The following is a 21,468-nucleotide window of genomic DNA, read 5'->3' as shown; positions in this document are numbered from 1 at the left end:
CGATGTAATAAAGAGGCGGATTCGTTTCTCAGGAGGTCCAAAACGCTTTCGTGAACAGCACCAAGACGGGGATGATTTCGATGCGGCCAATCCACATCAAGGCAATCATCACCGCCCGCGTCGACCGCGGAAACGTCGCGTAAGTGCCGTATGGCCCGGCGTCGCCGAACGCCGGGCCGATGTTGAGGAACGTCGATGCCGCCGCGCCGAGGGCCTCGAACTCCGTGACTTCGACCGGTGCCCGCGTGCCGTCGACGACGATGAACACCGTAAGGAGGGTGAAGATGACGAGGCTCAAGAGCAGGTACGCGTAGATGTCCCGAATCGTCTCCTCCTCGACGGGGTTGCCCGAGACCCGAACCGGACGAACCGCCTCGGGGTGGATGCTGGTGAAGAGGTTGCGCTTGAACGCCTTCAGCGCGACGAGCCACCGAAGCGATTTGATGGAGCACGTCGTCGAGCCGACCATCCCACCGACGAACATACACAGAAAGAGGACGTGTTTGGCGGCCGGTGACCACAACTCGAAGTCCGCACTCGCATAGCCCGTCGTCGTCACGATGGAGGCGACGTTGAACACTGCATGACGGACCGTCGCCTCAGTTCCGAAGGTCACCGTCGGGTCGGTGGCCAGCGCCGCAGCGACGAGGACGCTTCCGGTCGCGACGACGCCGAGATAGAAATGAAACTCCTCGTTTTTGAGCAAGCGCATCGGGTCGCCGTTGATGGCGAAGTACAGTAGCACGAAACTCGTCGAGCCGACGAGCATGAACGGGATGACGGCCCACTGTACGACCGGCGAGAACGCGCCGATGCTGTCGGGTTCCGGCGAGAACCCCGCCGTCGACACAGAGGTGAGCGCGTGGGCGACCGCGTTGTAGAAACCCATATTCGGCGCGAGGTTCAGCAGGTGGAGGCCGTAGTAGACGGCGACGGCCAGAAGCGTCAGGCCGATGTACAGCCCCCAGATGAGCTGTGCCGTCGCGGCGATGCGCGGCGTGAGTTTGCTGACGTTCCGGGTCTGGGTTTCGGTCTCCATCAGTTGGGCACCACCGACGCCGAGTTCCGACAGTATCGCCGTCGCGAGGACGAGAATGCCGAGGCCGCCGAGCCACTGCAGCACCTGTCGCCACATGAGTATCGACCGCGAGTGAATCGAGAAATCACGCAGGACCGTCGCCCCCGTGGTCGTCAGCCCGCTCATCGACTCGAACATGGCGTCGACCGGATGGGCGATGATGCCGACGCCGGCGACGAAAAACGGGACGGCCCCGACCGCCGCGACGAGAAACCAAATCAGTGCGACGGCGAGAAACGCCTCCCGCGGGCCGAGTTCACCGGGTTCCCCCGGCAGCCCCCGCAACGAACCGCCGAGGACGACGGTTACGGCGATGGCCGACAGGAACGGCACCGTCGACTCACCGTAGTAGATGGCGACGAGAAGCGGGAAACACAGCGGCCCGGCGAGATACAGCAGTATCCGGCCAGTCAAATCGAGACTAGCCCGCCAATCGACTCGGATGACGCCCATTTCACACCATCGACGTGAGTTCGCCGATGAACGACGATTCGACGAAGACGATGATGTGGTCGCCGGACTCCAGCACCGTATCGCCCCGGGGCGTGACGAGTTCGCGGTTGCGCGTCACCGCACCGATGACCAAGTCGGCGTCGATGTCCGCGACGATATCCTGTATCGGCCGGCCGACGAGGTCGCTGCTGTCGGTTAGCTCCAACTCCAGAACCTCCGCTTGGTCGTTTTCCAGTACCGCGACGTTTTCGGCGACGCCCTCGTGGGTGAAGCGGGTTATCTCCTCGGCAGTGACCTGCCGGGGATTGATGGCGATATCGATGCCGATTTCCTCGAACAGCATGACGTACTCCCCGTTGTCGACGACGGCGACGACACGGTCGGTACCGATTCGTTTCGCCAACACGGAGACGAGCAGGTTCTTCTCGTCGCTATCGAGGGCGGCGACGACGATGTCGGCCTCGTCGACGTGTTCGCGGGCGAGGAACTCCGTGTCGGTGGCGTCGTGTTCCATCACGAGCGTGTTCGGCAACTCCTCGGCGAGTTGGCGTGCACGCTCGGGGTCCTGTTCGATGAGTCGTGGTTTCAGCCCACGGCTTTCGAGCAGTCGGGCGGTGTGATAGCCGATTTCCGACCCACCGATGATGACGATTTCGTCGGCCGCCCCCGGCGTCGTCTCCGGGGCGATGTCCGTCGCAAAGGCCTGGACGCTCTCGGGACTCCCGATGACGACCGTCCGGTCGCCGGCCTCGATGAGCGTATCCCCACGCGGGAGTATCAGATCTCCGTCCCGGAACACGCCCGCGAACGTCAGCGACTCGAAGCGGTCGGCCTCGGCGACGGTCTGTCCCGCGACGGGACTGTCCTCCATCACCTCGAACTCCGCCATCTGGACGCAGCCACCGGCGAAGGGGTCGACGTCGATTGCGGCCGGAAGCCCGACGATACGGACGATGTTCTCGGCGCTCAAGAGGTCCGAACACACCATGAAGTCGACGCCGAATGCCTTCTCGGTGATTTCCCAGGTCCGGAGGTACTCGACGCTCTTGACTCGGGCGATGGTGAACGGACTCGCGAGCGTCTTCGCCGTCTCACAGGCGACGAGGTTCGTCCTGTCGTCGTCGGTGCTGGCGATGAGCATGTCCGCCTCCTCGATACCGGCCTGTTCGAGCGTCGACGAGGCGGTGCCGTCACCCGCAAGCGTCATCACGTCGAGTTCGTACTTGAGTTGGTCGGCCCGTTCGGAGTCGATGTCGATAACGACGACGTCGTGGGATTGGGCGAGACTCCCTGCGATGGAGGTGCCGACTTCCCCAGCACCGATGATGACGACGTGCATACCGCCGTCCACACGGGCCGACGGTAAGTCGGTTACTATCCCGTGAAGTCCCCCCGGGCGCGTCGGCGGACCGCAAGAAATGTGAGGATCCCCGGATAGGCGACGACGAACGCGGCGACGCTCCCGAGGAACGGCGACAGCGATAGCCCTTCGACAGCGATGAGATAGCTGCCAACGAACACGACGACGGCCAGCAGCGACGCAACGACGACCCACGCGACCGCCTTCCACGTCCGGTCGTAGGGCTCCCAGAACCCGTCGTAAGCGGTCGGAACGCCGACCCCGACGGTGAACAACAACAGGAAGTCCCCGGCATCGGCCCCGAAGCGGTCATGAAAGAGGTACGCCGCCGGTAACGCCAAGAGGACCGCAACGGCGATGGTGACGTTCCGCTGGGTGAACACTCGCTCTCGCAGTATCGACTCGGAGGGCATACAACACATCTGACGGGAACCGTCCAAAAAGTCGGTGGGAAGAGTCGACCGCCACGGGAAGTGGTTCCGTGGCTACTCGACCAGCGCACTACTCACGCCGAAGCACCCTGAAGCCGCGGCTAGTCGCTCAAAAAGATAGGAAGTGGTGTTTCGGGATGTCTCGACGCGTTAGCCGAACATCTCCCGCATCATCGGATGCATCTCCATCATCTGCTCTTCGGCTATCTCCTCGTACAGTTTGTACGTGATAGACACCGTAAGCAGCAGACCCGTACCGGAGACCTGTCCGATGGTGCCGAGCATATTCGCCATGACCGCGAGCAGTCCCACGAGGGCACCGCCGATGACGGTGACCTGGGGGATGTATCGCTCGAGGACCTTCTCGGTGACGCCGGGCGACTGTCGGAACCCGGGAATCTGCATCCCGGAGTTCTGAATCTGCTTGGCCGTCGCGTTGGGGCCCATGCCCGTCGTTTCGACCCAGAAGATGGCGAAGATGGCGCCACCGAAAATCATGAACGTGAGGTCGATACCGACACGGAGCATGATTTGCCACGGCGCGGCGGTGGTCTCACCAAGCCACCACATCCAGTCTTCCGGCGTGTAAATCGGCGCGACGTAGTAGAACAGCCCGCCGATTGGTTCGGCGAACCCACCGGCCTGTGGCTGGGTGTAGTCACCGAGCCACGCCGGCATCCCAGTCCACTGGGCGTTGAGGATGCGGCCGAGGAACTGGACGTTCGCCTGCAGAGCGCGGACGAGAATCATCGGCAGGACGCTCGCGTAGATGAGCTTCACGGGGAAGCGACCACGAGCACCCTTCACGCGGGAGTGGCTCAGTGGAATCTCGACGCGGACGGATTCGGCGTAGACGACCACGCCGAAGATGAACAGCGTCGTGATGAGTCCGAGCAACTCACCGGGACCGAGGAACAAGTCGAACAGCCCCGACTGGGTCAGCGGTGAACCGACCTCGATGTCGCCGGTGAGGATGCCGACCCACCGCGGGAAGAACCCGACGTAGCCGGCACCCAGGCCGCTCCAGGCGATGAAGCCACCGATGAGTCGCTGGCTCACCCCGGCGATGATGAACAGGCCGATACCGGAGCCGACCCCCCATTTCGAGATAATCTCGTCCATATAGAGGATGAGGAGGCCGCCGACGAAGATTTGGGCGAACATCAGCCACGCCAGTCCCGTCGTCCCGAACGGCAATCCGGCTGCGACTTGCGGACTCGGCTGCAGGAAGCCGGCGAACACCATCGGCAACGCCGTCAGCGCCGTCATCACGACGACGAGCAGCTTCTGGAGCCCCTGATAGATGGCCTGGTCGCGGGGGTTCTCCTCGGTGTCCAGTCCGAGGAGGTCGGCGCCACCGAGCAACTGCAGCACGATGGACGCGGTGACGATGGGACCGATACCGACCTGCAGTAGCGACCCCTGTGCGCCCGCGAGGATGGTTCGGAACTGCCCGAAGATGTCCGAGCTCTGCCCGAGGCCGTAGATGGCCACGTTCGTCAGGAAGAAGTACAACACGAGCACGCCCGCGGTCCAGCCGAGCTTCCGACGGAACGGGACGTGTCCCGTCGGTCGCTTCACTGCGGGCAGGCGCGTGAGTACCGGTTCGGCGACCTCCTTCCAGCTCATTACGCTTCCTCGTTGTCCTCGTCGGTTGTATCTTTGTCGGCCTCCTCGGCGGCTTCACCGCGCTCCGAGAGGACCGCTTCGCCGCCGGCCTCCGAGAGCGCTTCCTCGGCGCTGTCGGAGAAGTCGTCGGCGGTGACCTCCAAAGTGTTGTGGACGCGACCGGCGCCCAGCACCTTCACCGAGTCGGCCTCGTGGCCGTCCTCGACGAGGTCCCGGGCGTCGATAGCGTAGCCGTCGCCGGACTCCTCGGCGACGCCGTCCTCGACGAGAATCGCGATGTCCTCGTCGAGTTCACGGAGGTTGACGGTCTCGACCGTCCGGTCGGTCTTCTGGGGTCGCTTGAAGCCGGATTTGCCGAGCGGTTCGTAGTTGTGGAACTCGTGTTTGTCACGGCCCGCACGACCGCGCCCGCCTCGGTGGCCGGCGCCGCGGCGGTTCTTGTGGGTACCGCCGCCGTGGGTGCGAGAGCCGCGCTGTCGTCGTTTCTTGGATGTCATTATCGCATCGCCTCCAGCAGTGCGTCGATGTCTTCCGTCGAGTGGGGGCCGAGTTGGCCGCCCTCGGTCGTCGGGTGCTTGACGCCGTCGTGGCCGCCACGCGGCGGATGCAGACGAAGCGTCGGCGAGAGCCCCTGTTCTTGGAGCGTCGTCTCCTCGTCGACCAGCGCCGACGCGAGGGCGTCGACGTCGTCGTAGTCGGTGTTCTCGGCGACCCACTCGTCGTCGATGTCGGCCGCGCCCTCGGCGGGCTCGGCACGGTTACTGACGAGCAGTGCGACGATGTCCTCGGTGGGTTCGCCGTGGGCGACCCAGTCGTTGACCTTCGTCACCATGCCGCGGTAGGCGTCCGTCTCGGGGACGAACGTGGCGTGGTTGACGCGGTGGAGGTTAAGCATGCCGAGGGTGTCCCGGACGCTCTCGCTTTGGTTGACCTCACCGCGCAGCTGGACGATGGCCCTCATTCGACCACCTCACGCTTTTCGAGGGTTCGCTCGGGAACGCGGGCCTCCGCGGTCGCACGAAGGGCGTTGAACGTCGCCTTCGCGAAGTTGACCGTCGTTCGGGTGTTCCCGCTGGAGCGCGTCCAGATGTCCTCGATGCCCGCGAGTTCGAGGACGTGCCGGACGGTCTCTCCGCCCGCCAGTCCCAGCCCACGCGGGGCGGGCTGTAGTTCGACCTCGACGGAGCCGGCCTTGCCGGTCGTCCGCAGCGCGACGGTGTGGGGGCGGCCGCAGCCACACTCCCAGGACCCACAGCCACGCGAAACGTCGATGATGTTCAGTTTGGCCACGTTGATGGCCTTCTGAATCGCACCACCGACCTGGTCGTCTCGACCCTGCGCGTAGCCGACGAAGCCGTCGCGGTTGCCCACGACGACGACACAGCGGAACTTCACGCGTCGACCGGAGTCGGTCATCCGCTGGACCATGTTGATGTCCAGGACCTCGTCGTCCAGTCCGGGGAGGAGCTGGTCGACGATTTCCGGTTCCTTCAGCGGAAGCCCCGACTGCAGGGCGTCACGCATCGAGGTAATCTCGTCCTCTGCTACCTTGCGTCCGAGCCGCGTCCGCGGCTCCCATCCGTTACTCATAGTTCATCCTCCAGGCGCTCTCGCACCTCGTCGAAGTGGTCCGGAAGCTCCGTCGCATCGAAGTCGCCGCTGTAGAGGCCGTCCTCTTGTTCAGCGTACTCGGCGATGTGGGTTCCGCGGGTGCGCTGCCAGTCAGCGAACACCTCGTCGTTGTGCGGAATCTCCAGACCTGCGTCGATTGCACCTTCCTGTACTGCGAACGCCTTGTTGCCGGGGGTCGCCGTGTTGAGCCCAATGTCGAGAACTGCCTCTTCGAGGCCGGCCTCGACGGCGCGCTTGCCGGCCAGCAGGCCGGTCAGATACGCCGCGGGCAGGTTGCCCGTCGGCGCTTCCCAGCCGAACTCTTCGAGGTCGGCCGAGGAAGCGCTCGCAAGCGTTTCGTCACCGTTCGTGCCGGTCACGATCAGCTGCGCCCTGGTTTGGTTGTTGCTCTTGCGAGCAACGAGGCGTGGCTTGCCGGATTTCAGCAGGCGCAACCTCTGGTGGTAGTTCGTTCGGGCCTCGCGGCGACGCCGCATCGGCACCTTGTATCGTGGTCCCGTTGCCATCAGATTTCACCGTAGTTGTCGTCGATGTACCGTCGCAGGTCCGCGACGCTGTCGAACTCGCCACCGCTGGCTTGGTCGTACAGCTCGCGGTACTGCGAGCGGTCGATTTCGCCGTCATCGCGCAGTTCGCGGAGTTCGCGACGCTGTGCGCGGATGCGGCTCGTCCAATCCTCCTTCTCGTTCTGTCGTGCTCCGGCCTTCCCCTTCCGGGAGCCGTGTCCCTTCTGGTGGCCGTAGGAGCGCTTCTTCGCCCGTTCGCGAGCCTTGCCGCGGGAGTTGCCCTTGGCCTCGGTCGCGGAGATGACGCCGCTGTCGACGAGCTCTCGGATGTCGTCGCGCGTGATGGCGTCGGCGATTTCGCCCTGTGCGTCGGGGTCGAACTTGACGCGGTTCTTCCCGACGCCGAGCACGTCCGCTGCCAGTCGCTTCTGTGCTTTCAGGTCAGTCATTCCTCTACCTCCACTTCGACGTAGGTCGGGTTGAGCACGCGGATGCCTTCCTCCTCGGCGACCTCTTCGATGCGCTCGCGCTTGCGAGCGCCGACGGTCGAGCCGATTCGGGCGGCCTCCGTGTCCCCGTCGATACCGTCGAGGTCGTCGACGTTCTCGACGCGAACCTCCTCGAAGCCGCTGGGGTGCTTGCCGCGCACCGCCTTCGGCGTTCGGTAGCCGGCCTCGACTTTCGGGCCCTTGCCCTTGATGCCGCGGCGCTGCTTCGAGAGCCCACCGCGGGGCTTGCGCCAGGAGGTCGGGGTTCGCTTTTTCTTGTGGTAGTCCTGCCGATTGAACTGCGGTTTGCCGACGCGCTGGCGCTGTTTGAGAAGCCGCTCCTCGTTGTCGCTCAACTCGGGGGTCTTCTCGGCCAGCCCGCGGGGCTGCAGTTCCGTCTCGACGTCCTCGTCGGGCGTCTCCTCGGCTTCCTCCGGTTCGTCCTCTTCGACTTCAGCCTCGGTGTCCTCGGAGACTTCGAGGCCGCCGACGTCGGCTTTGATACGTGCCGCGAGGGCGTTCCCGATGCCGTCGACCTCCGCGAGGTCCTCCTGGGACTGCTCACGGACGTCGTCGACGGTCTCGATGCCGACCTCTTGCAGTGCCTCGGCCTTCGAGGGACCGACGCCGCTGATGTCGGTCAGTTCTTCGTATTCTTCGTCGTCAGCCATCAGACCTCACCTCGTTCGGGCGTCTGTGTGATGTAGACGCCGTCCTGGAAGACGCGGGTGTCCTTGTCGGGAACCCGGGTCAGCTGTTCGATGTCGGCCGCCGTCTGGCCGACGTCTTCGATACTCGGGCCCGTGATGGTCAGTTCCTCGCCGTCGACCGAGACCTCGGTGTCGCCGCGGACGGGCGTCCGCCGCGGCGCCTTCTCGCCGAGGAAGTTCTCGATGACGACCTCTCCGTCCTGGACGGAGACCTGCATGGGGAAGTGAGAGTAGAACACTTCCATGTTGTACTCCCAGCCCTCGGTCACGCCGTGAATCATGTTGGTGACGTGGCTCTGGAAGGTGCCGACCGTGGCACGGGCTTTCGCGTTCTCGTCGTCGGTCTCGACGACGACCGAACCGTCCTCGACGGACACCGTCACGTCGGGGTACCAGAGGCGTCGCGTGACGCTTCCGTTGTCCCCTTCGACGGTGATGTCGAAGTGGTCCATCGTCGCCGTGACCTCATCCGGAATGTCGATTTCCTTTCGCATGGTCAGTAGACGTATGCGATCACTTGGCCACCGATGCCCTGTTCGCGGGCCTCGTAGTGGCTCATCACGCCGTGGCTGGTCGTGACGACGAGCGTCCCGTAGTCACGGGCGGGGAGGAATCGCTTCTCCCACTTCTCGAAGTCATCTGCACCCGCCGAATAGCGGGGCTTGACCGCGCCACACTCGTTGATCGCTCCTTTCAGTTCGACCTCGAATCGACCGGCTTTCCCGTCGTCGACGAACTGGAATCCGTCGACGTACCCGCGGTCGTAGAAGACCTCGAGTACGGAGCCGATTTCGTTCGAGGCGGGCTGTATCGTCTGCTCTAAGTGGCCGACGCTCTCGGCGTTGTCGAGGCCCGACAGCGCGCTGGCCAGTGGGTCGTTGTCCGCCATTGTTAGCTGTACTTCTTGAAGCCCATGCCACGGGCGACTTCGCGGAAGCACTGTCGGCACAGCCAGATGTCGTACTTGCCGACGAGTCCTTGCTCGCGCCCGCAGCGCTGGCATGCTTCGAGCTGGCCCGTTCGCTTTGCGGCCTGCTCGCCTGTCTCTTGTTCGGATTCGCTCATTCGGTCACCTCCACGTCGTAGTTCGCTTCGAGGAACGCGATGGCGTCCTCGGCGGTCAGTCGGTGGTTCGACGGAATCGGCTGGGACACCTTGTCGCGCTTCGTCACGCGGTAGCCCGGCCGGACGAGGTTGACCGTCACGTCGAGACCAAAAATCCCGATGGTCGGGTCGTACTCCTGGCTCGGGAACTCGGTGTGCTCCTCGATGCCGAAACTGAAGTTGCCGGTCTCGTCGAACTGCTTCGCCGAGATGTCGGCAATCTCCAAGGCCGTCTCGAGGAACGCCTCCGCGGCCTCGCCGCGGAGCGTGACCTTCGCACCGATGGGGTCGCCCTCGCGGACGTTGAAGTCCTGAATGGTGCGTTTGGCCGTCGTTCGAACCGGCTGCTGTTCGGTAATCTCGCCGAGAATGCTCTCGGCGGTCGCAAGCGGCTCACCGCCTTCGCCGACGCCCATGTGGGCGACGACCTTCTCGACGGTCGGCTCGCGCATCTCGTGGAACTCCGAGTCGGCAGATTCCGAACTCATTCGCCGTCACCTCCGTCCGTGAAGTTCTCGTCGATGACGACGACGTACTCTTCGACCGTCTCGAAGCGGTCGTCGTCGCCCTCGATGAGGACGTTGTTCGCCGAGGAACCGGGCGTGACCTGAATCTCGTCGATGGTCCCGATTTGACCGGCGTGTGCGCCACGGACGGCCGTCACGAGGGCGCCCTCCTCGTAGGTGAAGTGGGCGACGACCTCGCCGTCGTCGTTGGAGACGACGATGGAATCGTTCGCATCGTACTCGGAAGCGTCGTCGACGAGCAGCGTCTGGCCGTCGTGCAGCGTCAACTGCGTGTCGCCGCCAGTAACCTGCGTCTTGCCGATGATTTTGCCGAGTTTCGAACCCGCGGACTCCTCGTCGATGGGCGTCAGCGAGAGCCGACCTCCCTCGTCGGGGAACACGCGGTAGTACTCCTCACGTTCGACGAACGCGAGGATGTCGAACATCCCGACCGGACGGCGCTCGTCGGAGACGGCTTTCCCGTTGATGAGAACGCTGTCCTGTTCGAGCGCGTAGCGCGCTTCCTTCTTCGAGTCGACGTAGCCGAGCACGTCGCGCAGGACGATGAGGAGCGGAACCCCCTCTTCGCCGTGCGGACCCGCGGCGGCCTTCGTCGTGTAGGTCTCCTCTTTCCGCTCAACCGGCCACGACTTCGGAACCGAGAGTCGTTTCTGGTGTTTCGTCATTCGTTATCCTCCTCCAGTCGCGCCTCGCGCACGTCGTCGGAGAGGTCCAGCTCGGTCACCTGAACGTTGCTGGCTTCGAGCGGACGGGGAACCTCCTCGCCGTCCGCCGTCTCCTGGGTCACGTCCTCGACGTGGATGACGGCCGCACGGAGGTCAACGTCGGCGACTTCGCCGGAATCGCCGGCGAAGTCACCGCGTTGAACCTCAACGGTGTCGCCCACGTTGACGCGGACGCTACGCTGGCCGTACTCCTCGCGGAGTTCCGGCGAGAGCGGTGCACGAACCTGCTTTTGCTTCTCGTGCAGCGGGGCGCGCTCCTGTCGATTGCGCTGTTTGGTTGGTTGTCGTGTCATACTATCATCGTCGCCGTGCTGGCGATGCTCCCGAACCGCTCTGCGACTTCACGAGCGATGGGACCCTTGAGTTCGGTCCCGCGGGGCTCTTCGTTCTCGTCGATGATGACGGCCGCGTTGTCCTCGAACTTGAGGCGCGTGCCGTCCGGACGGCGGACCGGCTTGCGCTGGCGGATGATGACCGCTTCCAGCACCTGCCGCCGCATCTCCGGCGTCCCTTTCGTGACCGAGACGGTCACCTTGTCACCGAGACCCGCCTTCGGGTGTCGGTTCTTCGTCCCCGAGTAGCCGGCGACGGAGATGACCTTCAGCTCTCGGGCGCCCGTGTTGTCGGCACAGGTGATGAGCGAGCCTTTCTCGAGACCCTGGGTGACGTCGGCGTTCAGCGCCTCCATCACTCCTCACCTCCCGTGACTTCGACAACGACGTGGCTCTTCGTCTTCGAGAGCGGTCGCGTCTCTGCAATCTTTACTTCATCGCCGACCGAGAGCGGCTCCAGTACCTCCGGCACGTGGGCCGGAATGCGCGACCGCCGCTTCATGTAGCGGTCGTACTTGGGTACCTTCACGTCGTACTCTCGCTCGACGACGACGGTACGTTCCATGTCTGTCGAGACGACCGTCCCCTCGATGACCTGCCCTCGGACGGGCAACTCACCGAAGAACGGACACGTCTCGTAGTCGTACTCCTCCGGATTTTCCGGCTCCGGAGGCTGAGTTACGTCGAGTCCTATTGCCATAGTGAACCTCCAATCTGCTCGGTGCGTCGGGCAGGGCGAGCGACGAGTCGGTCACCCTCGACCACCACGTCGGTGGAATCGACGGTGAACCGGAACGTCGCCGCGGCCTTCGGCACCTGTTTGACCCCATCGCTCGTCGCCACGAGCAGCGTGTTCGTCGTCTCGTCGACGACGCGCCCGGCTATCCCGACGAGGTCGGGATTGGGCGAATCGGTGACCTCGACATCGAGGCCGGCGAGTTCGTGGCGAACGAGCGACTTCGGGGTCATTCTTCGAAGTCGCCCTCCTCGCGCTGAACCGTCTTCAGGCGCGCGATGGTTCGTTTGAGTTCGCCGATGCGACCCGGGTTCTCCGGGGCACCACCGGCGGCGAGGACGGCCTTCTCGTTGAGCAGCTCGGTTTCGAGCTGTTCGAGCTCCGTCTCGCGCTCGGCGGGCGTCATGTCGCGGATTTCGTCGACGTGTAGGATGGCCATTATTCCTCAGCCTCCTCGTTTTCGTCTTCGTCCGCTTCCATCTCCTCGACGAGGTCGGCCGCCTCGGCCTCAATGTCCTCGTCGAGTTCTTCCGGTTCCTCCTCTTCCGCGGAGTCCGGTGGCGACGTCGGCGCTGCGCCTTCCTCGCTGTCGACCTCCTCGTCGATGATTTCCTCTTCGATGTCGTCGGGGACCTCCGCTTCCGCCGCGTCCTCGGCGACTTCCTCGGGGTCGGCGCCGACGGATTCGCCCTCGGCATCCTCGGGCTCTTCGAGGAGGTCCTCGATTTCGCCTTCCGGCTCTTCGACGAAGTCCTCGACTTCGACGTCCTCGTAGACCTCGAAGTCGTCGGGGAGTTCCGCGTTCGGCGGGATGATTTTCACACGCACGCCGATGGTGCCGAGTTTCATGACCGCGACGCCGACGCCGCTGTCGACGATGGTCTCGGCGGGTTCGCCGTTGTGCTTGATGTAGCCACGGTTGAACTTCTCTACGCGTGAGCGTGCGCCCGTGACCTTTCCGCTCAGGACGATTTCGGCGCCGAGTGCGCCGGAGTCCATGATGCGGTCGATGGTCGTGTGGCCGGCCTTCCGGAAGTACCAACCCCGTTCGAGGGCGTTGGCGAGTCGGTCGGCGACGATTTGGGCGTTGAGGTCCGGTTCGTCGACCTCCTGAACGTCGATTTGGGGGTCTTCGAGGTTGAACCGCTCCTCCAGTTCAGTGGTGATTTTTCGGATGTTCTTCCCGCCTTTGCCGATGACCATACCGGGCTTTTCGGCCTTGAGCACGATCTGGGTGCCCATCGGCGTCTTCGCGACGTCCATACCGCCGTAGCCGGCACGGGAGAGTTCTTCCGAGAAGAACTCGTCGATCTGGGTTCGCTGAAGCCCGTTCTCGATGAATTGGTGTTCGTCTGCCATTATTCGTTCTCCTCCTCGCTTTCGAGGATAAGTTCGACGTCGACCTGCGGAGTGTTCCACTCCGAGGCGCGACCGAACGCGCGGGGTTTCTGTCCCGGCGACTCGCCGACCTTGTGGGCGGCGATGTGGGCGATGGTCATCGCCTCACCGTCGAATCCCTGATGGTCGGCGTTGTTGATGGCGTTCTCCAGGAGGTCGAGGAAGGCCTTCGAGGCCTTGTTGGGGTACCGTCCCGCGTCCCAGCCCTCGATGTCGTTTCGGTGACCGACACCGGAGTTGTGGGACTTGAACGGAACGGACTTCTCCTCATTGACGACCGCTTCGAGGTATTCGACCGCATCCGAAGCGGTCTTGCCCTTGATTTCGCGGGCGATCTCCTTGCTGTGCTTGTGGCTCATGTGACGCTCCCGAAGCATGGCTTTCGCCGTCTTCTCGGGGTCGGCGTCGACTGAGTAGCTGATTCCCATGATTATTTGAGCGGGACGAACTTCGAGGAGCGGGTAGCCCCGATGCCCGCCTGTCCGTGTTCGACGGACGAACGCGTGAGCTGGAACTCGCCGAGATAGTGCCCGATCATCTCGGGTTCTATCTCGACGCGTTCGAAGCTCTGGCCGGTGTAGACGGCGAACGTCAATCCGACGAACTCCGGCAGGATCGGCATATCCCGCAGGTGGGTTCGAATCGGGTCGTTCGCGGTTTCCTCGGCGCCACGCGAGCGTGCCTTCTCGAGCAGTTTCTGCTTTTCAGTCGAGAGGCCCCGCTTGATGGTTCGCCGCTGTCGGGCGGGAAGCAGTTCCACAACCTCGTCGAGTTCCATCTCCTGCAACTCGTCGAGCGTGTGACCACGGTAGGTGAAGTCACCCTCGTGGCCGATTTGGTATTCCGAACTCATTCTCTACCTCCTTTGCCGCCCCGACCGGTCCGCTTGGAGGCGATATCGCCCACCTTGCGGCCCGGCGGCGCGTCCCGGGAGATGCTCTTGGGTTTGCCGGGGTGCTGTCGGCCGCCGCCACCGAAGGGGTGGTCGACGGCGTTCATCGCGACACCGCGGACGCGCGGGTACTTCGTACCCCGCGATTTCATCTTGTGATGCTTGTTGCCGGCCTTGACGAACGGCTTCTCCGTTCGTCCGCCGCCGGCGACCACGCCAATGGTGGCGCGGCAATCCGGCGACAGGCGGCGCATCTCGCCGCTGGGCAACTGGACGACCGCTGCGTTGCGGTCGTGAGTGAGAAGCGTCGCGTTCACGCCGGAAGCGCGTGCGAACTTCCCACCGTCGCCGGCCTGTCGTTCGACGTTACACACCGGAACGCCCTCGGGAATCTCCGCGAGTGGGAGCGTGTTTCCGGGGGCGATTTCGGCGGAGACGCCGACCTGAATCGTGTCGCCGACGGTGATGCCCTCGGGAGCGAGGACGAGTCGGCGGTCGTCGTCGTCGAACTGCACGTCGGCGAGCGGCGCACTCCGTGCGGGGTCGTGTTCGATATCGACGACCTCACCGGAGATGACGTCCGCGTCTTCGACGTTACGGTGCGAGAGGTCCGCCTTGTAGCGGTGCGACGGCGCCCGGAACGTGGACGTACCGCGACCGCGTCGTTGGCCTTGGATTCGTCGTCCCATGTTCAGAACACCCCGATTCGCGATGCGACTTCCTGTGCGTCGTCGTCCTCGGAGAGACGCACGGTCGCTTTCTTCTCGCCGTTCATCGTATTCTGCGTGTTTATCGACGCGACGGCCACGTCGAACTGCGCCTCGATGGCGTCGGCGATTTCGCCTTTGGTGGCTCCGGAGTCACAGATGAACTGCAGCTTGTTCTCGAAGTCCATGGCGTTCATCGCCTTCTCGGTGACGAGCGGGTGTTTCAGCGTCATCGCTCGGCCACCTCCTCGAGGGCGCTCTCGGTCCACAGCGTGAGTCGCCCAGCGTGGGTGCCGGGTGCGAGGTCCTCGGTGTTGACCTCGGAAGCGGTCGTCACGTCGGCGCCCGCGAGGTTGCGGGCGGCCAGCGAGGGTTCCTCGCTCGTGACGACGAGAATCGACTTCGGCTGGGTGTACTTCCGGCCACGGGTCGTCCCGCGGCCGGCGCGGACGGACTTGCCGTCCTCGGCGCGCTCGATGTCCGAATAGACACCGAGTGCCTCGAGCGTCTCGACGGCCTCCTTCGTCTTCTGGAGGTCCTCGAACTCGTCGGAGACGACGAGCGGAATCTCGAGGTCCCCATCGAAGTCGTGACCGCGCTCGGAAACGAGGTCGCCGTCCGCGGTCGCCGCGATGGCGCTGCGGGTGGCGAGTTTGCGCTCTTTCGTGTTGATGTCGAGTCCGCGGTCCTTCTCGACCTTCGGGGGGTGTGCCGGTCGGCCGGAGACGGCCTGGGGCACCTCCCGGGCACGCCCGTTCTGTCGGGGGACGTGCGCCATCCCGCGGCCGCTACCGTGGGATTCCGCCGGGGTTCGAAGACCCGCGTACTCGTCTGTACCGGAGTCCTGCTGTCGGTTGGCCTGTGCGGCGAGGACGGCGCGCTTGATGAGGTCGGGCCGGAACTGCGTCTCGAAGACGTCCGGCAGGTCGACCTCGCCCGCGTCGTCGCCGTTCAGGTCACGTACTGTTGCCTTCATGTGTTATCCCTGATTGGAGACGGTGGAGACGTAGCGCACCTCGGGGTCGAGGCGCGGTTGGTCGGCAGGTCGCACCGCCGGTCGGAAGCGCACGAGGCGCTTGTTCGGACCCGGAACGGAGCCTTTCACCAGCGCGTAGGCGCCGTCGACCTCGCCGTAGTTGACGAAGCCACCGTCGGGGGTGACTTCCTCGTCGCCGAGGGCGAGCAGGCGCTTGTTCAGTTCGGTGCGCTGGTGGTAGCCGGTCTGTCCCTGCTGGGGGACCGTCGACCGGACGCGCGAGGGGTTCCACGGGCCGAGGTTGCCGATACGTCGGCGCCAGCCCTGTCGGGCGTGTTTGCCCTTCCGCTTCTGGACGCCCCATCGCTTGACGGGACCCTGCGTCCCCTTGCCCTTCGTGATACCCGCGACGTCGGCGTACTCGCCGGCACGGAACACGTCCGTGGCCGCGTGCTCCCCGCCGTCGTCGACGAGGTCGAGACCGAACTCGAATCGGTCCGCGAGCGAACCGCCGCCGACGCGTGTCTCCATCACGTCGGGACGTTTCTTCGGAACGCTCGAAAGGCCGCTCGGGACGGTGTGGGTGATGACCCGCACGTCGGCGAGGTCACCCGCGTCGAGTGCCTCCCGAATCTGGCCTTCGGCGTCTCCGGTCTGTTCTTCTGGGACGGACAGTGCCCGTTCGAGGTCCTCGTGGACCTCGTCGGTCCACACCTCTGTCAGGGGGCGCTGTCCGTACGGCGTGTCTTCGTAAGCTCGGACGGCGACAGCCCGCATCGGTGGCGTCTCGACGACGGTCACCGGGACGGTCTCCTCCTGGCCCTCTCGGGGGGAGTTGGGCTCGTCGTTGATAGCAACGACGTGACTCATGCCGGCCTTGTATCCGGCGAAGCCTTGGAGCCCGGGCTGTCCCTCGTCGTCCGGCCAGGAGTTGAAGCGCGGGACCTCACTGGCCGCACGGCTGCGGGGGCTGAAGCCCATCGAGCCTTTGCGTGGTCTGCTTGGTTGTGGCATTGTGTCTCACTCTAGTGTGAGGGGCGCGAGCGTTGCGAACACCGCTTCTTCGGTGCGCACGACCTCGCTACCCTGGTTCGGAACCGTATTGAGCCAAAGGTCGAACCGCGCTTTGGGTTCGTCATCGCTGATGACCTCCTCGCCTGGCTGACAGTCGAGTATCTCCGGCAGTCCCCGCTCGGGGGCGCCGAAGGTGACTGTCAGGCCGTCGGTGGCCGTCCGCTCGACCAGTTGGTCGAGACGGTCGACCGTCAACTCCTCACCGTACCGGGAGGCGGCGATGCGCACGCCGGCGTCCGGTCGTGTGAGGGCGTCGTCGATGGTCGCGCGTTCCACCGAGAACCCCGGAAGGGGTTCATCGACGAGTTTCGCGCGAACCGGCCGTCGCGAAGAGACCCTGATGGTGACGCGCTCCCCCTCCTCGACCGCCATCGATGGCGGAACGGGGAGAGAGATCGGGTGTTGCAGTCCGCAATTGACCCGAACGCGCCCGTCAGATCCGACCTCGGTCACGATTCCCTGTCTTAACGACCCCGAACCGTCCGATCCGGAGCCGGTCTGTGAGCGGATGCGGAGCGGCGGCAGGATGCCGGCGTACTCCAGTTCGTCCCGCTGGGCCCATACCTCCTTTCGGAGGTACGGTGCCGTTGCGGCGTACGACAGTACCGTGTCGACGAACCCGTCGCCGAACCGCCCGTCGTCGCCCCCTCGGTCGGGGTAGACGATGAGTCGGTCCACCCGGAAGATGACCGCCGCGCGTGCGACGTAACCGAGTTTGCGAGTCGCCTCGCGTTTGTCCTCGGCCTCCCGGGTCAAAGACGACGGCACGAGTACGCTGCGTGTCATGCCGTGTCGCTTCCGTTTCCGTTCACCAGACTGTGCTATCCCTTCAAAATCCTAGCTTAAAAGTATCGCGGTATGCACGCGCCGTGTCGGCCGTTGACAGGCGTTTCGGAGTGTGGATCGTTGCCAAGCGACGGACGGCCACGCAGTCGGCGGTTTCGCAAGCCTTTTATTCATCTCCCCGGTACGAGTTGATGCGAAGGGCGCGCTGGTAGTGTAGTGGTATCACGTGACCTTGCCATGGTCACAACCGGGGTTCAAATCCCCGCCAGCGCATTTTTGTGGCGACTACCCGACGAGTAGTGCCGAGCGTAAGCGAGGCCTGCTCGTCAGACAGGAGCCACGAACTCGAAACCGTGATTTGAACCCTGCCAGTCGCGCGCAGCGAACGGAGTGAGCGAGCACGTCTGGCTCCGGTTCAACATCCCCCCACGGGTTTCGGTGACGATCACTCGACGAGATAGTCGACGATTTCCTCGGTCACCACGTCCGGCCGTTCCTGATGCATGAAGTGGCCTGCTTCGCGCACGCGCACGACGCGACAGTCTGCGATGATCTCGCCGGCGTGGTCGAACAGCGCCGGGCCGATACAGCCGTCGTTCTCCCCAGCGATGGCGAGCGTCGGCGTCTCAACGGGCGGCGTGTCCTCAAGTGAGGGGAGGTCCCCTCGGGCCATCGACGACAGTTGCGGGCCGACCGTATCCCGGTAGTATTCGACGGCGTGTTCGACCGTTTCGCCGGTTCTGAACGTCTCTTTGACCGATTCGATGCGCTCGTCGGGGTAGTCCCAATCGGGGCTCCACAGTCCCCAGAGGAACTCCACGAGAGCGAACTCCCGCCATCGGAGGGCGCGCTCCGGCGCGTCCGGGATCTGGAAGAACCACATGTACCAACTGCGGAGCAGCTGTCGCGGGTGTTCCAACAGCAACCCTTCGAACCCGGGCGGGACGGCCAGCGTGACCATCTTCGAGAACGCCGTCGAGTCGACCCGGTCTGCAGCGTAGGCGGCGACGGCACCCCAGTCGTGGCCGACGAGGACAGCGTCGTCCGTTTCGAAGCGCTCGCCCAGCGCCTCGGATAGAGCGACCGCGTCGGCACCGAGGGCAGTCGCCGAGTAGTCGCCGTCCGGTGCGGGGTCGGTCGGGCCGTAGCCGCGCATGTACGGCGCGACGGCGGTGAAGCCGGCGTCGGCCAGCGTCTCGAGGATGGGCGCCATCGACCCCGCGTCGTCGGGGAAGCCGTGCAGGCAGACGGCGAGGCGGTCGCCGTCGCCCGCGCGGAGACATTCGAAGGTGAGACCGTTGGCGTCGACCGACAGTCGGTCGAAGTCGGTGTCGCTCATGGAGACGGCGTCGGCGGGCGGCTATTTATCCCTTGATGCCCTCCTCCCGGTATGAGCGTCGTCGCACTCCTCAGCGTCGCACCGGTCGTCGAGGACAGCATGGCCAGCGAGGTCGCAGAGGCCGTCGCCGCCCTCGACGAGTTCGACGTGTCCTACGAGACCAACCCGATGGGAACCGTCATCGAAGCCGACGACATCGACACGCTGCTCGCAGCGGTCGGCGCCGCACACAAGGCCGTCGACGCCGACCGCGTGAGCACGTTCCTGAAAATCGACGACAAACGAACCCGCGACCAGCGCGCCCACGAGAAGGTCGATGCCGTCGAGCGAGAACTCGGTCGTGAAGCCAGACGGGAGCGTTAAATCCCGACGCACCGACCACGCCCCGCGAACCGACACGCATCCGGCGCGACAAGGAAAAGGCATATCCCCCGTCCACCGTACCTTCGAGCATGAGCACACCCCCCGGCGAGTACTACACTGAAGAGCGGTGGAACAACTGGCTCGACCGACTCCGGGACGAGGACATCGACCCCGAGGACGAGGATTCCGCACGCCTGCTGTTGAACCTCCAGGACGACGCCGCCATCGCCGTCGTGAAAATCGTCGCCGAGTACGAGGACGGCGAAATCGACGACGATGCCGCCCTCGAGGAGTTGGCCCGCGTCCGCGACATCGTCCTCTCGGAAGTCGACTTCGAGGACGAGGAAAAGCGCATGCTCATCGACGGCGTCCAGACCTCGCTGGTCTGTGTCTTCTACGCCGCCGAGGAGTACGTCGCCGGCGGCCCACCGGAGGAGGGCTCGGTCACCGAGTACATCCGCGCGGCCGCCGACGCCGAAGCCGAAGAGGACGTCGACGCCGCCCTCGCCTACTGCGCCCAAGCCGGGACACTGTTGTTCGACGGCGAGTCCCTAGACATGGACGTGGCCGAGGACATCGAGTACGGCCTCGTCGCCGAGTGGGTGAACGGACTGGATTCGCTGGGAACCGCCCTCGCCGACCCCGAAGTCATCGACGAAGACGAGTAACGCCGCCGAGTTCGGCGTGGTGTTTTTATTCTCGACGTGCGAATGGTCGCTATGACATTCGCCGATGACGAACGTGGCCAACCAGTCGTCATCGGGGCGTTGCTTATTTTCACGATACTGATTTTGGCTTTTGCGGGCTATCAGGCGTTCGCCGTTCCGAATCAGAACGCCGAGGTGGAGTTCAACCACTTCCAAGACGTGCAGAGTGACTTCGCAGAGCTGGAGAGCAACCTCGTCAACGCGGTCGAAAGCGGCGACACGCGGTCGGCGAGCATCGACCTCGGCCCGCAGTACCCCTCTCGAATGCTTGCGTTGAATCCGCCGCCTGCTGCGGGAAGTCTTAGGACGACAGAGGCAGGAGAAGTATCGATTATCGAGTCGGGGAGTTCAGTAAGCGTCTGTCGGGACGGCGGGACAGCTACCTCTCGTTCGCTCGTATACCGACCCGGATATGCCGAATTCGACAACGCGAATTCTATCGTCTACGAGAACCGATTCACCACGCGGCAGTTCCGTGAAGGGAACATCTTCGGTGACCAGCGCCTCGTCGAGTCCGCAAGCGGAAACGACCGTATCAATCTCCTATTGCTCACCGGGGAGGTATCCGAGAACGCCGTCGGTGTTTCAAACATCGAAATAAACGCAACGAGTCGATACCGTACGACAGTCAGCAATCCGACGATTACGCTCCCGTCTCGGTTCTCCGCCGGTGAGTGGGAAGACGACATCTTGTCGGACCGAACCGACGTGACGGCGAGTGATGTCGGAACGAATCAGGTTGAGTTGGATTTCGACGGCGGCGATTATCGTGTATCATGTGCGGTTGCGGGATTGAATGGTGAGCCTGCGTTCTCGCCACCGGGGCCCTCTAACCCAGCAACAGGTGGCAACGCGACATACAATGTTCAGTGGGACACTACCAAGATTATCAACGAGAACAGTCAAGTCAGAGACAGTGCTACTGAGGATATCGAAGTTGATTCAGGGTCTACAGTAAATAGCCCAGGATTCTTCGTTGATGTCACCAATCGGAATTCAGGTGCGCCGGTTAATGACGTCGTAATTGACGCAGGCCACAGTGGAGGAATCGTATCAAATATCGATGACTCCGATGCGCTCACTGGTTCGGATGGCACTGACGGAGAAACACCGGGATTCAAAATAGTCTTTGAGTCAGTTGATGATACTGGTGTATTATACGCCAGTGGAGGAGACGACATTGACACAATCACTGTTGACGTAGTCGCGGCTTCTTTTGAGAGTTTGGTCGGAGACTCGTCCGCAAGCGGGAAATCGGGTAACCCAAATGAAGCCACATTTGATTTTACACTCACAACTCAAGCACAAGTTACATTCGAAATTATTGGAGGTCAATCCAAAACAAGAAATGTTCAGAGCGGTACAATCGATATTAAGCCACAGGGGGAAAAATATCCGCTAGAATTACGCGCAAGTATATCAGGGGGTGAATGTCTGCGTACTACTCTTTCCAGCGCCAGTGAAACAGCAAGACTCTCTGATGGCGATTGGGTAGAGTGTACGAATTAAAATTCG

General features: G+C 63.7%; 31 protein-coding genes, 1 tRNA gene and 1 pseudogene. 4 read left to right on the top strand and 29 right to left on the bottom strand.

Translation table 11 applies throughout. The annotated features are described in order from the left end of the window. Window positions 1–28: 28 nt before the first annotated feature. The 28 genes and pseudogenes from NMP98_RS00855 to NMP98_RS00720 all read right to left on the bottom strand — a co-directional run bounded on the left by NMP98_RS00855 (window position 29) and on the right by NMP98_RS00720 (window position 17,544). Complete coding sequence (locus NMP98_RS00855) at window positions 29–1,531, bottom strand: TrkH family potassium uptake protein (protein WP_254859549.1); 1,503 nt, start codon at window positions 1,529–1,531, stop codon at window positions 29–31. Window position 1,532: 1 nt separating this feature from the next. Continuing rightward, window positions 1,533–2,870 carry a Trk system potassium transporter TrkA gene (gene trkA, locus NMP98_RS00850; RefSeq protein ID WP_254859547.1) on the bottom strand — a complete coding sequence of 446 codons (1,338 nt, stop codon included), beginning with the start codon at window positions 2,868–2,870 and terminating at the stop codon, window positions 1,533–1,535. 35 nt (window positions 2,871–2,905) lie between these two features. Continuing rightward, complete coding sequence (locus tag NMP98_RS00845) at window positions 2,906–3,304, bottom strand: DUF7987 family protein (protein ID WP_254859545.1); 399 nt, start codon at window positions 3,302–3,304, stop codon at window positions 2,906–2,908. A 168-nt stretch (window positions 3,305–3,472) separates the two neighbouring features. Beyond that, window positions 3,473–4,951, bottom strand: coding sequence for a preprotein translocase subunit SecY (gene secY, locus NMP98_RS00840; protein WP_156708061.1), 1,479 nt, complete (start codon window positions 4,949–4,951; stop codon window positions 3,473–3,475). Beyond that, window positions 4,951–5,448, bottom strand: coding sequence for an uL15m family ribosomal protein (locus NMP98_RS00835; RefSeq protein WP_254859542.1), 498 nt, complete (start codon window positions 5,446–5,448; stop codon window positions 4,951–4,953). Before NMP98_RS00835 ends, secY begins: the two co-directional genes overlap by 1 nt. Then, window positions 5,448–5,912: a 50S ribosomal protein L30 gene (locus NMP98_RS00830; protein WP_254859540.1), complete on the bottom strand. Its 465-nt coding sequence runs from the start codon at window positions 5,910–5,912 to the stop codon at window positions 5,448–5,450. Before NMP98_RS00830 ends, NMP98_RS00835 begins: the two co-directional genes overlap by 1 nt. Next, complete coding sequence (locus NMP98_RS00825; RefSeq protein ID WP_156708064.1) at window positions 5,909–6,541, bottom strand: 30S ribosomal protein S5; 633 nt, start codon at window positions 6,539–6,541, stop codon at window positions 5,909–5,911. The genes NMP98_RS00830 and NMP98_RS00825 overlap by 4 nt, the downstream gene beginning before the upstream one ends. Beyond that, window positions 6,538–7,089: a 50S ribosomal protein L18 gene (locus NMP98_RS00820; RefSeq protein ID WP_254859538.1), complete on the bottom strand. Its 552-nt coding sequence runs from the start codon at window positions 7,087–7,089 to the stop codon at window positions 6,538–6,540. The genes NMP98_RS00825 and NMP98_RS00820 overlap by 4 nt, the downstream gene beginning before the upstream one ends. Further along, window positions 7,089–7,538: a 50S ribosomal protein L19e gene (locus NMP98_RS00815; protein WP_254859536.1), complete on the bottom strand. Its 450-nt coding sequence runs from the start codon at window positions 7,536–7,538 to the stop codon at window positions 7,089–7,091. The genes NMP98_RS00820 and NMP98_RS00815 overlap by 1 nt, the downstream gene beginning before the upstream one ends. Continuing rightward, complete coding sequence (locus NMP98_RS00810; RefSeq protein WP_254859533.1) at window positions 7,535–8,248, bottom strand: 50S ribosomal protein L32e; 714 nt, start codon at window positions 8,246–8,248, stop codon at window positions 7,535–7,537. Before NMP98_RS00810 ends, NMP98_RS00815 begins: the two co-directional genes overlap by 4 nt. After that, a complete protein-coding gene (locus NMP98_RS00805) occupies window positions 8,248–8,781 on the bottom strand; it encodes a 50S ribosomal protein L6 (RefSeq protein WP_178917617.1) in 534 nt (177 codons plus the stop codon). The genes NMP98_RS00810 and NMP98_RS00805 overlap by 1 nt, the downstream gene beginning before the upstream one ends. A gap of 2 nt (window positions 8,782–8,783) precedes the next feature. Continuing rightward, window positions 8,784–9,176: a 30S ribosomal protein S8 gene (locus NMP98_RS00800; protein WP_178917618.1), complete on the bottom strand. Its 393-nt coding sequence runs from the start codon at window positions 9,174–9,176 to the stop codon at window positions 8,784–8,786. Between the two features lie 2 nt (window positions 9,177–9,178). Next, complete coding sequence (locus NMP98_RS00795) at window positions 9,179–9,352, bottom strand: 30S ribosomal protein S14 (protein WP_156708070.1); 174 nt, start codon at window positions 9,350–9,352, stop codon at window positions 9,179–9,181. Next, the gene (locus NMP98_RS00790) at window positions 9,349–9,879 is read right to left on the bottom strand and encodes a 50S ribosomal protein L5 (RefSeq protein ID WP_254859531.1); all 531 of its coding nucleotides are present in this window, start codon (window positions 9,877–9,879) and stop codon (window positions 9,349–9,351) included. The genes NMP98_RS00795 and NMP98_RS00790 overlap by 4 nt, the downstream gene beginning before the upstream one ends. Beyond that, the gene (locus NMP98_RS00785) at window positions 9,876–10,583 is read right to left on the bottom strand and encodes a 30S ribosomal protein S4e (protein WP_254859529.1); all 708 of its coding nucleotides are present in this window, start codon (window positions 10,581–10,583) and stop codon (window positions 9,876–9,878) included. The genes NMP98_RS00790 and NMP98_RS00785 overlap by 4 nt, the downstream gene beginning before the upstream one ends. Beyond that, window positions 10,580–10,936 carry a 50S ribosomal protein L24 gene (gene rplX / locus NMP98_RS00780; protein ID WP_254859527.1) on the bottom strand — a complete coding sequence of 119 codons (357 nt, stop codon included), beginning with the start codon at window positions 10,934–10,936 and terminating at the stop codon, window positions 10,580–10,582. The genes NMP98_RS00785 and rplX overlap by 4 nt, the downstream gene beginning before the upstream one ends. Then, a complete protein-coding gene (locus tag NMP98_RS00775) occupies window positions 10,933–11,331 on the bottom strand; it encodes a 50S ribosomal protein L14 (RefSeq protein WP_254859525.1) in 399 nt (132 codons plus the stop codon). The genes rplX and NMP98_RS00775 overlap by 4 nt, the downstream gene beginning before the upstream one ends. A 14-nt stretch (window positions 11,332–11,345) precedes the next feature. Continuing rightward, window positions 11,346–11,675 (bottom strand): annotated as a pseudogene (locus NMP98_RS00770) (30S ribosomal protein S17); the annotation flags it as partial. After that, window positions 11,666–11,944 carry a ribonuclease P protein component 1 gene (locus NMP98_RS00765; RefSeq protein ID WP_254859519.1) on the bottom strand — a complete coding sequence of 93 codons (279 nt, stop codon included), beginning with the start codon at window positions 11,942–11,944 and terminating at the stop codon, window positions 11,666–11,668. The gene NMP98_RS00765 and the pseudogene NMP98_RS00770, both read right to left, overlap by 10 nt. Continuing rightward, window positions 11,941–12,150 carry a 50S ribosomal protein L29 gene (gene rpmC / locus NMP98_RS00760; RefSeq protein ID WP_156708077.1) on the bottom strand — a complete coding sequence of 70 codons (210 nt, stop codon included), beginning with the start codon at window positions 12,148–12,150 and terminating at the stop codon, window positions 11,941–11,943. The genes NMP98_RS00765 and rpmC overlap by 4 nt, the downstream gene beginning before the upstream one ends. Further along, window positions 12,150–13,070 carry a 30S ribosomal protein S3 gene (locus NMP98_RS00755; protein ID WP_254859517.1) on the bottom strand — a complete coding sequence of 307 codons (921 nt, stop codon included), beginning with the start codon at window positions 13,068–13,070 and terminating at the stop codon, window positions 12,150–12,152. Before NMP98_RS00755 ends, rpmC begins: the two co-directional genes overlap by 1 nt. Further along, window positions 13,070–13,537, bottom strand: coding sequence for a 50S ribosomal protein L22 (locus tag NMP98_RS00750; protein WP_254859514.1), 468 nt, complete (start codon window positions 13,535–13,537; stop codon window positions 13,070–13,072). Before NMP98_RS00750 ends, NMP98_RS00755 begins: the two co-directional genes overlap by 1 nt. A 2-nt stretch (window positions 13,538–13,539) precedes the next feature. Further along, window positions 13,540–13,962 carry a 30S ribosomal protein S19 gene (locus NMP98_RS00745; RefSeq protein WP_254859513.1) on the bottom strand — a complete coding sequence of 141 codons (423 nt, stop codon included), beginning with the start codon at window positions 13,960–13,962 and terminating at the stop codon, window positions 13,540–13,542. Further along, window positions 13,959–14,690, bottom strand: a complete 732-nt coding sequence (locus tag NMP98_RS00740) for a 50S ribosomal protein L2 (RefSeq protein WP_156708081.1) — start codon at window positions 14,688–14,690, stop codon at window positions 13,959–13,961. Before NMP98_RS00740 ends, NMP98_RS00745 begins: the two co-directional genes overlap by 4 nt. A gap of 2 nt (window positions 14,691–14,692) precedes the next feature. Beyond that, the gene (locus NMP98_RS00735; protein ID WP_156708082.1) at window positions 14,693–14,941 is read right to left on the bottom strand and encodes a 50S ribosomal protein L23; all 249 of its coding nucleotides are present in this window, start codon (window positions 14,939–14,941) and stop codon (window positions 14,693–14,695) included. Continuing rightward, on the bottom strand, window positions 14,938–15,684 hold the full coding sequence (gene rpl4p, locus NMP98_RS00730; RefSeq protein ID WP_254859511.1) for a 50S ribosomal protein L4: 747 nt from the start codon (window positions 15,682–15,684) through the stop codon (window positions 14,938–14,940). Before rpl4p ends, NMP98_RS00735 begins: the two co-directional genes overlap by 4 nt. A gap of 3 nt (window positions 15,685–15,687) precedes the next feature. Beyond that, window positions 15,688–16,698, bottom strand: a complete 1,011-nt coding sequence (locus tag NMP98_RS00725; protein WP_254859509.1) for a 50S ribosomal protein L3 — start codon at window positions 16,696–16,698, stop codon at window positions 15,688–15,690. A gap of 6 nt (window positions 16,699–16,704) precedes the next feature. Continuing rightward, entirely contained in the window at window positions 16,705–17,544 is an 840-nt protein-coding gene (locus NMP98_RS00720; RefSeq protein ID WP_254859508.1) for a putative RNA uridine N3 methyltransferase, read from the bottom strand. Between the two features lie 202 nt (window positions 17,545–17,746). Here NMP98_RS00720 and NMP98_RS00715 point away from each other — a divergent pair. Continuing rightward, window positions 17,747–17,817 (top strand) — tRNA-Gly (locus tag NMP98_RS00715). A 172-nt stretch (window positions 17,818–17,989) separates the two neighbouring features. Here NMP98_RS00715 and NMP98_RS00710 read toward each other — a convergent pair. After that, the gene (locus tag NMP98_RS00710; protein ID WP_254859507.1) at window positions 17,990–18,883 is read right to left on the bottom strand and encodes an alpha/beta fold hydrolase; all 894 of its coding nucleotides are present in this window, start codon (window positions 18,881–18,883) and stop codon (window positions 17,990–17,992) included. A gap of 51 nt (window positions 18,884–18,934) precedes the next feature. Between NMP98_RS00710 and NMP98_RS00705 the strand changes: the two genes are divergently transcribed. The 3 genes from NMP98_RS00705 (at window position 18,935) to NMP98_RS00695 (ending at window position 21,462) form a co-directional block, all read left to right on the top strand. Next, window positions 18,935–19,246 carry an MTH1187 family thiamine-binding protein gene (locus NMP98_RS00705; RefSeq protein WP_254859506.1) on the top strand — a complete coding sequence of 104 codons (312 nt, stop codon included), beginning with the start codon at window positions 18,935–18,937 and terminating at the stop codon, window positions 19,244–19,246. An 89-nt stretch (window positions 19,247–19,335) separates the two neighbouring features. Then, on the top strand, window positions 19,336–19,914 hold the full coding sequence (locus NMP98_RS00700) for a DUF2150 family protein (protein WP_156708088.1): 579 nt from the start codon (window positions 19,336–19,338) through the stop codon (window positions 19,912–19,914). Window positions 19,915–19,965: 51 nt separating this feature from the next. Beyond that, window positions 19,966–21,462 carry a hypothetical protein gene (locus NMP98_RS00695; protein ID WP_254859505.1) on the top strand — a complete coding sequence of 499 codons (1,497 nt, stop codon included), beginning with the start codon at window positions 19,966–19,968 and terminating at the stop codon, window positions 21,460–21,462. Window positions 21,463–21,468 lie beyond the last annotated feature (6 nt).

The organism is Natronomonas gomsonensis, assembly GCF_024300825.1.
Taxonomy (GTDB): domain Archaea; phylum Halobacteriota; class Halobacteria; order Halobacteriales; family Haloarculaceae; genus Natronomonas; species Natronomonas gomsonensis.
The sequence above is the reverse complement of the archived record's forward strand: the minus strand, read 5'-3'. Positions and strand labels throughout refer to the sequence as shown.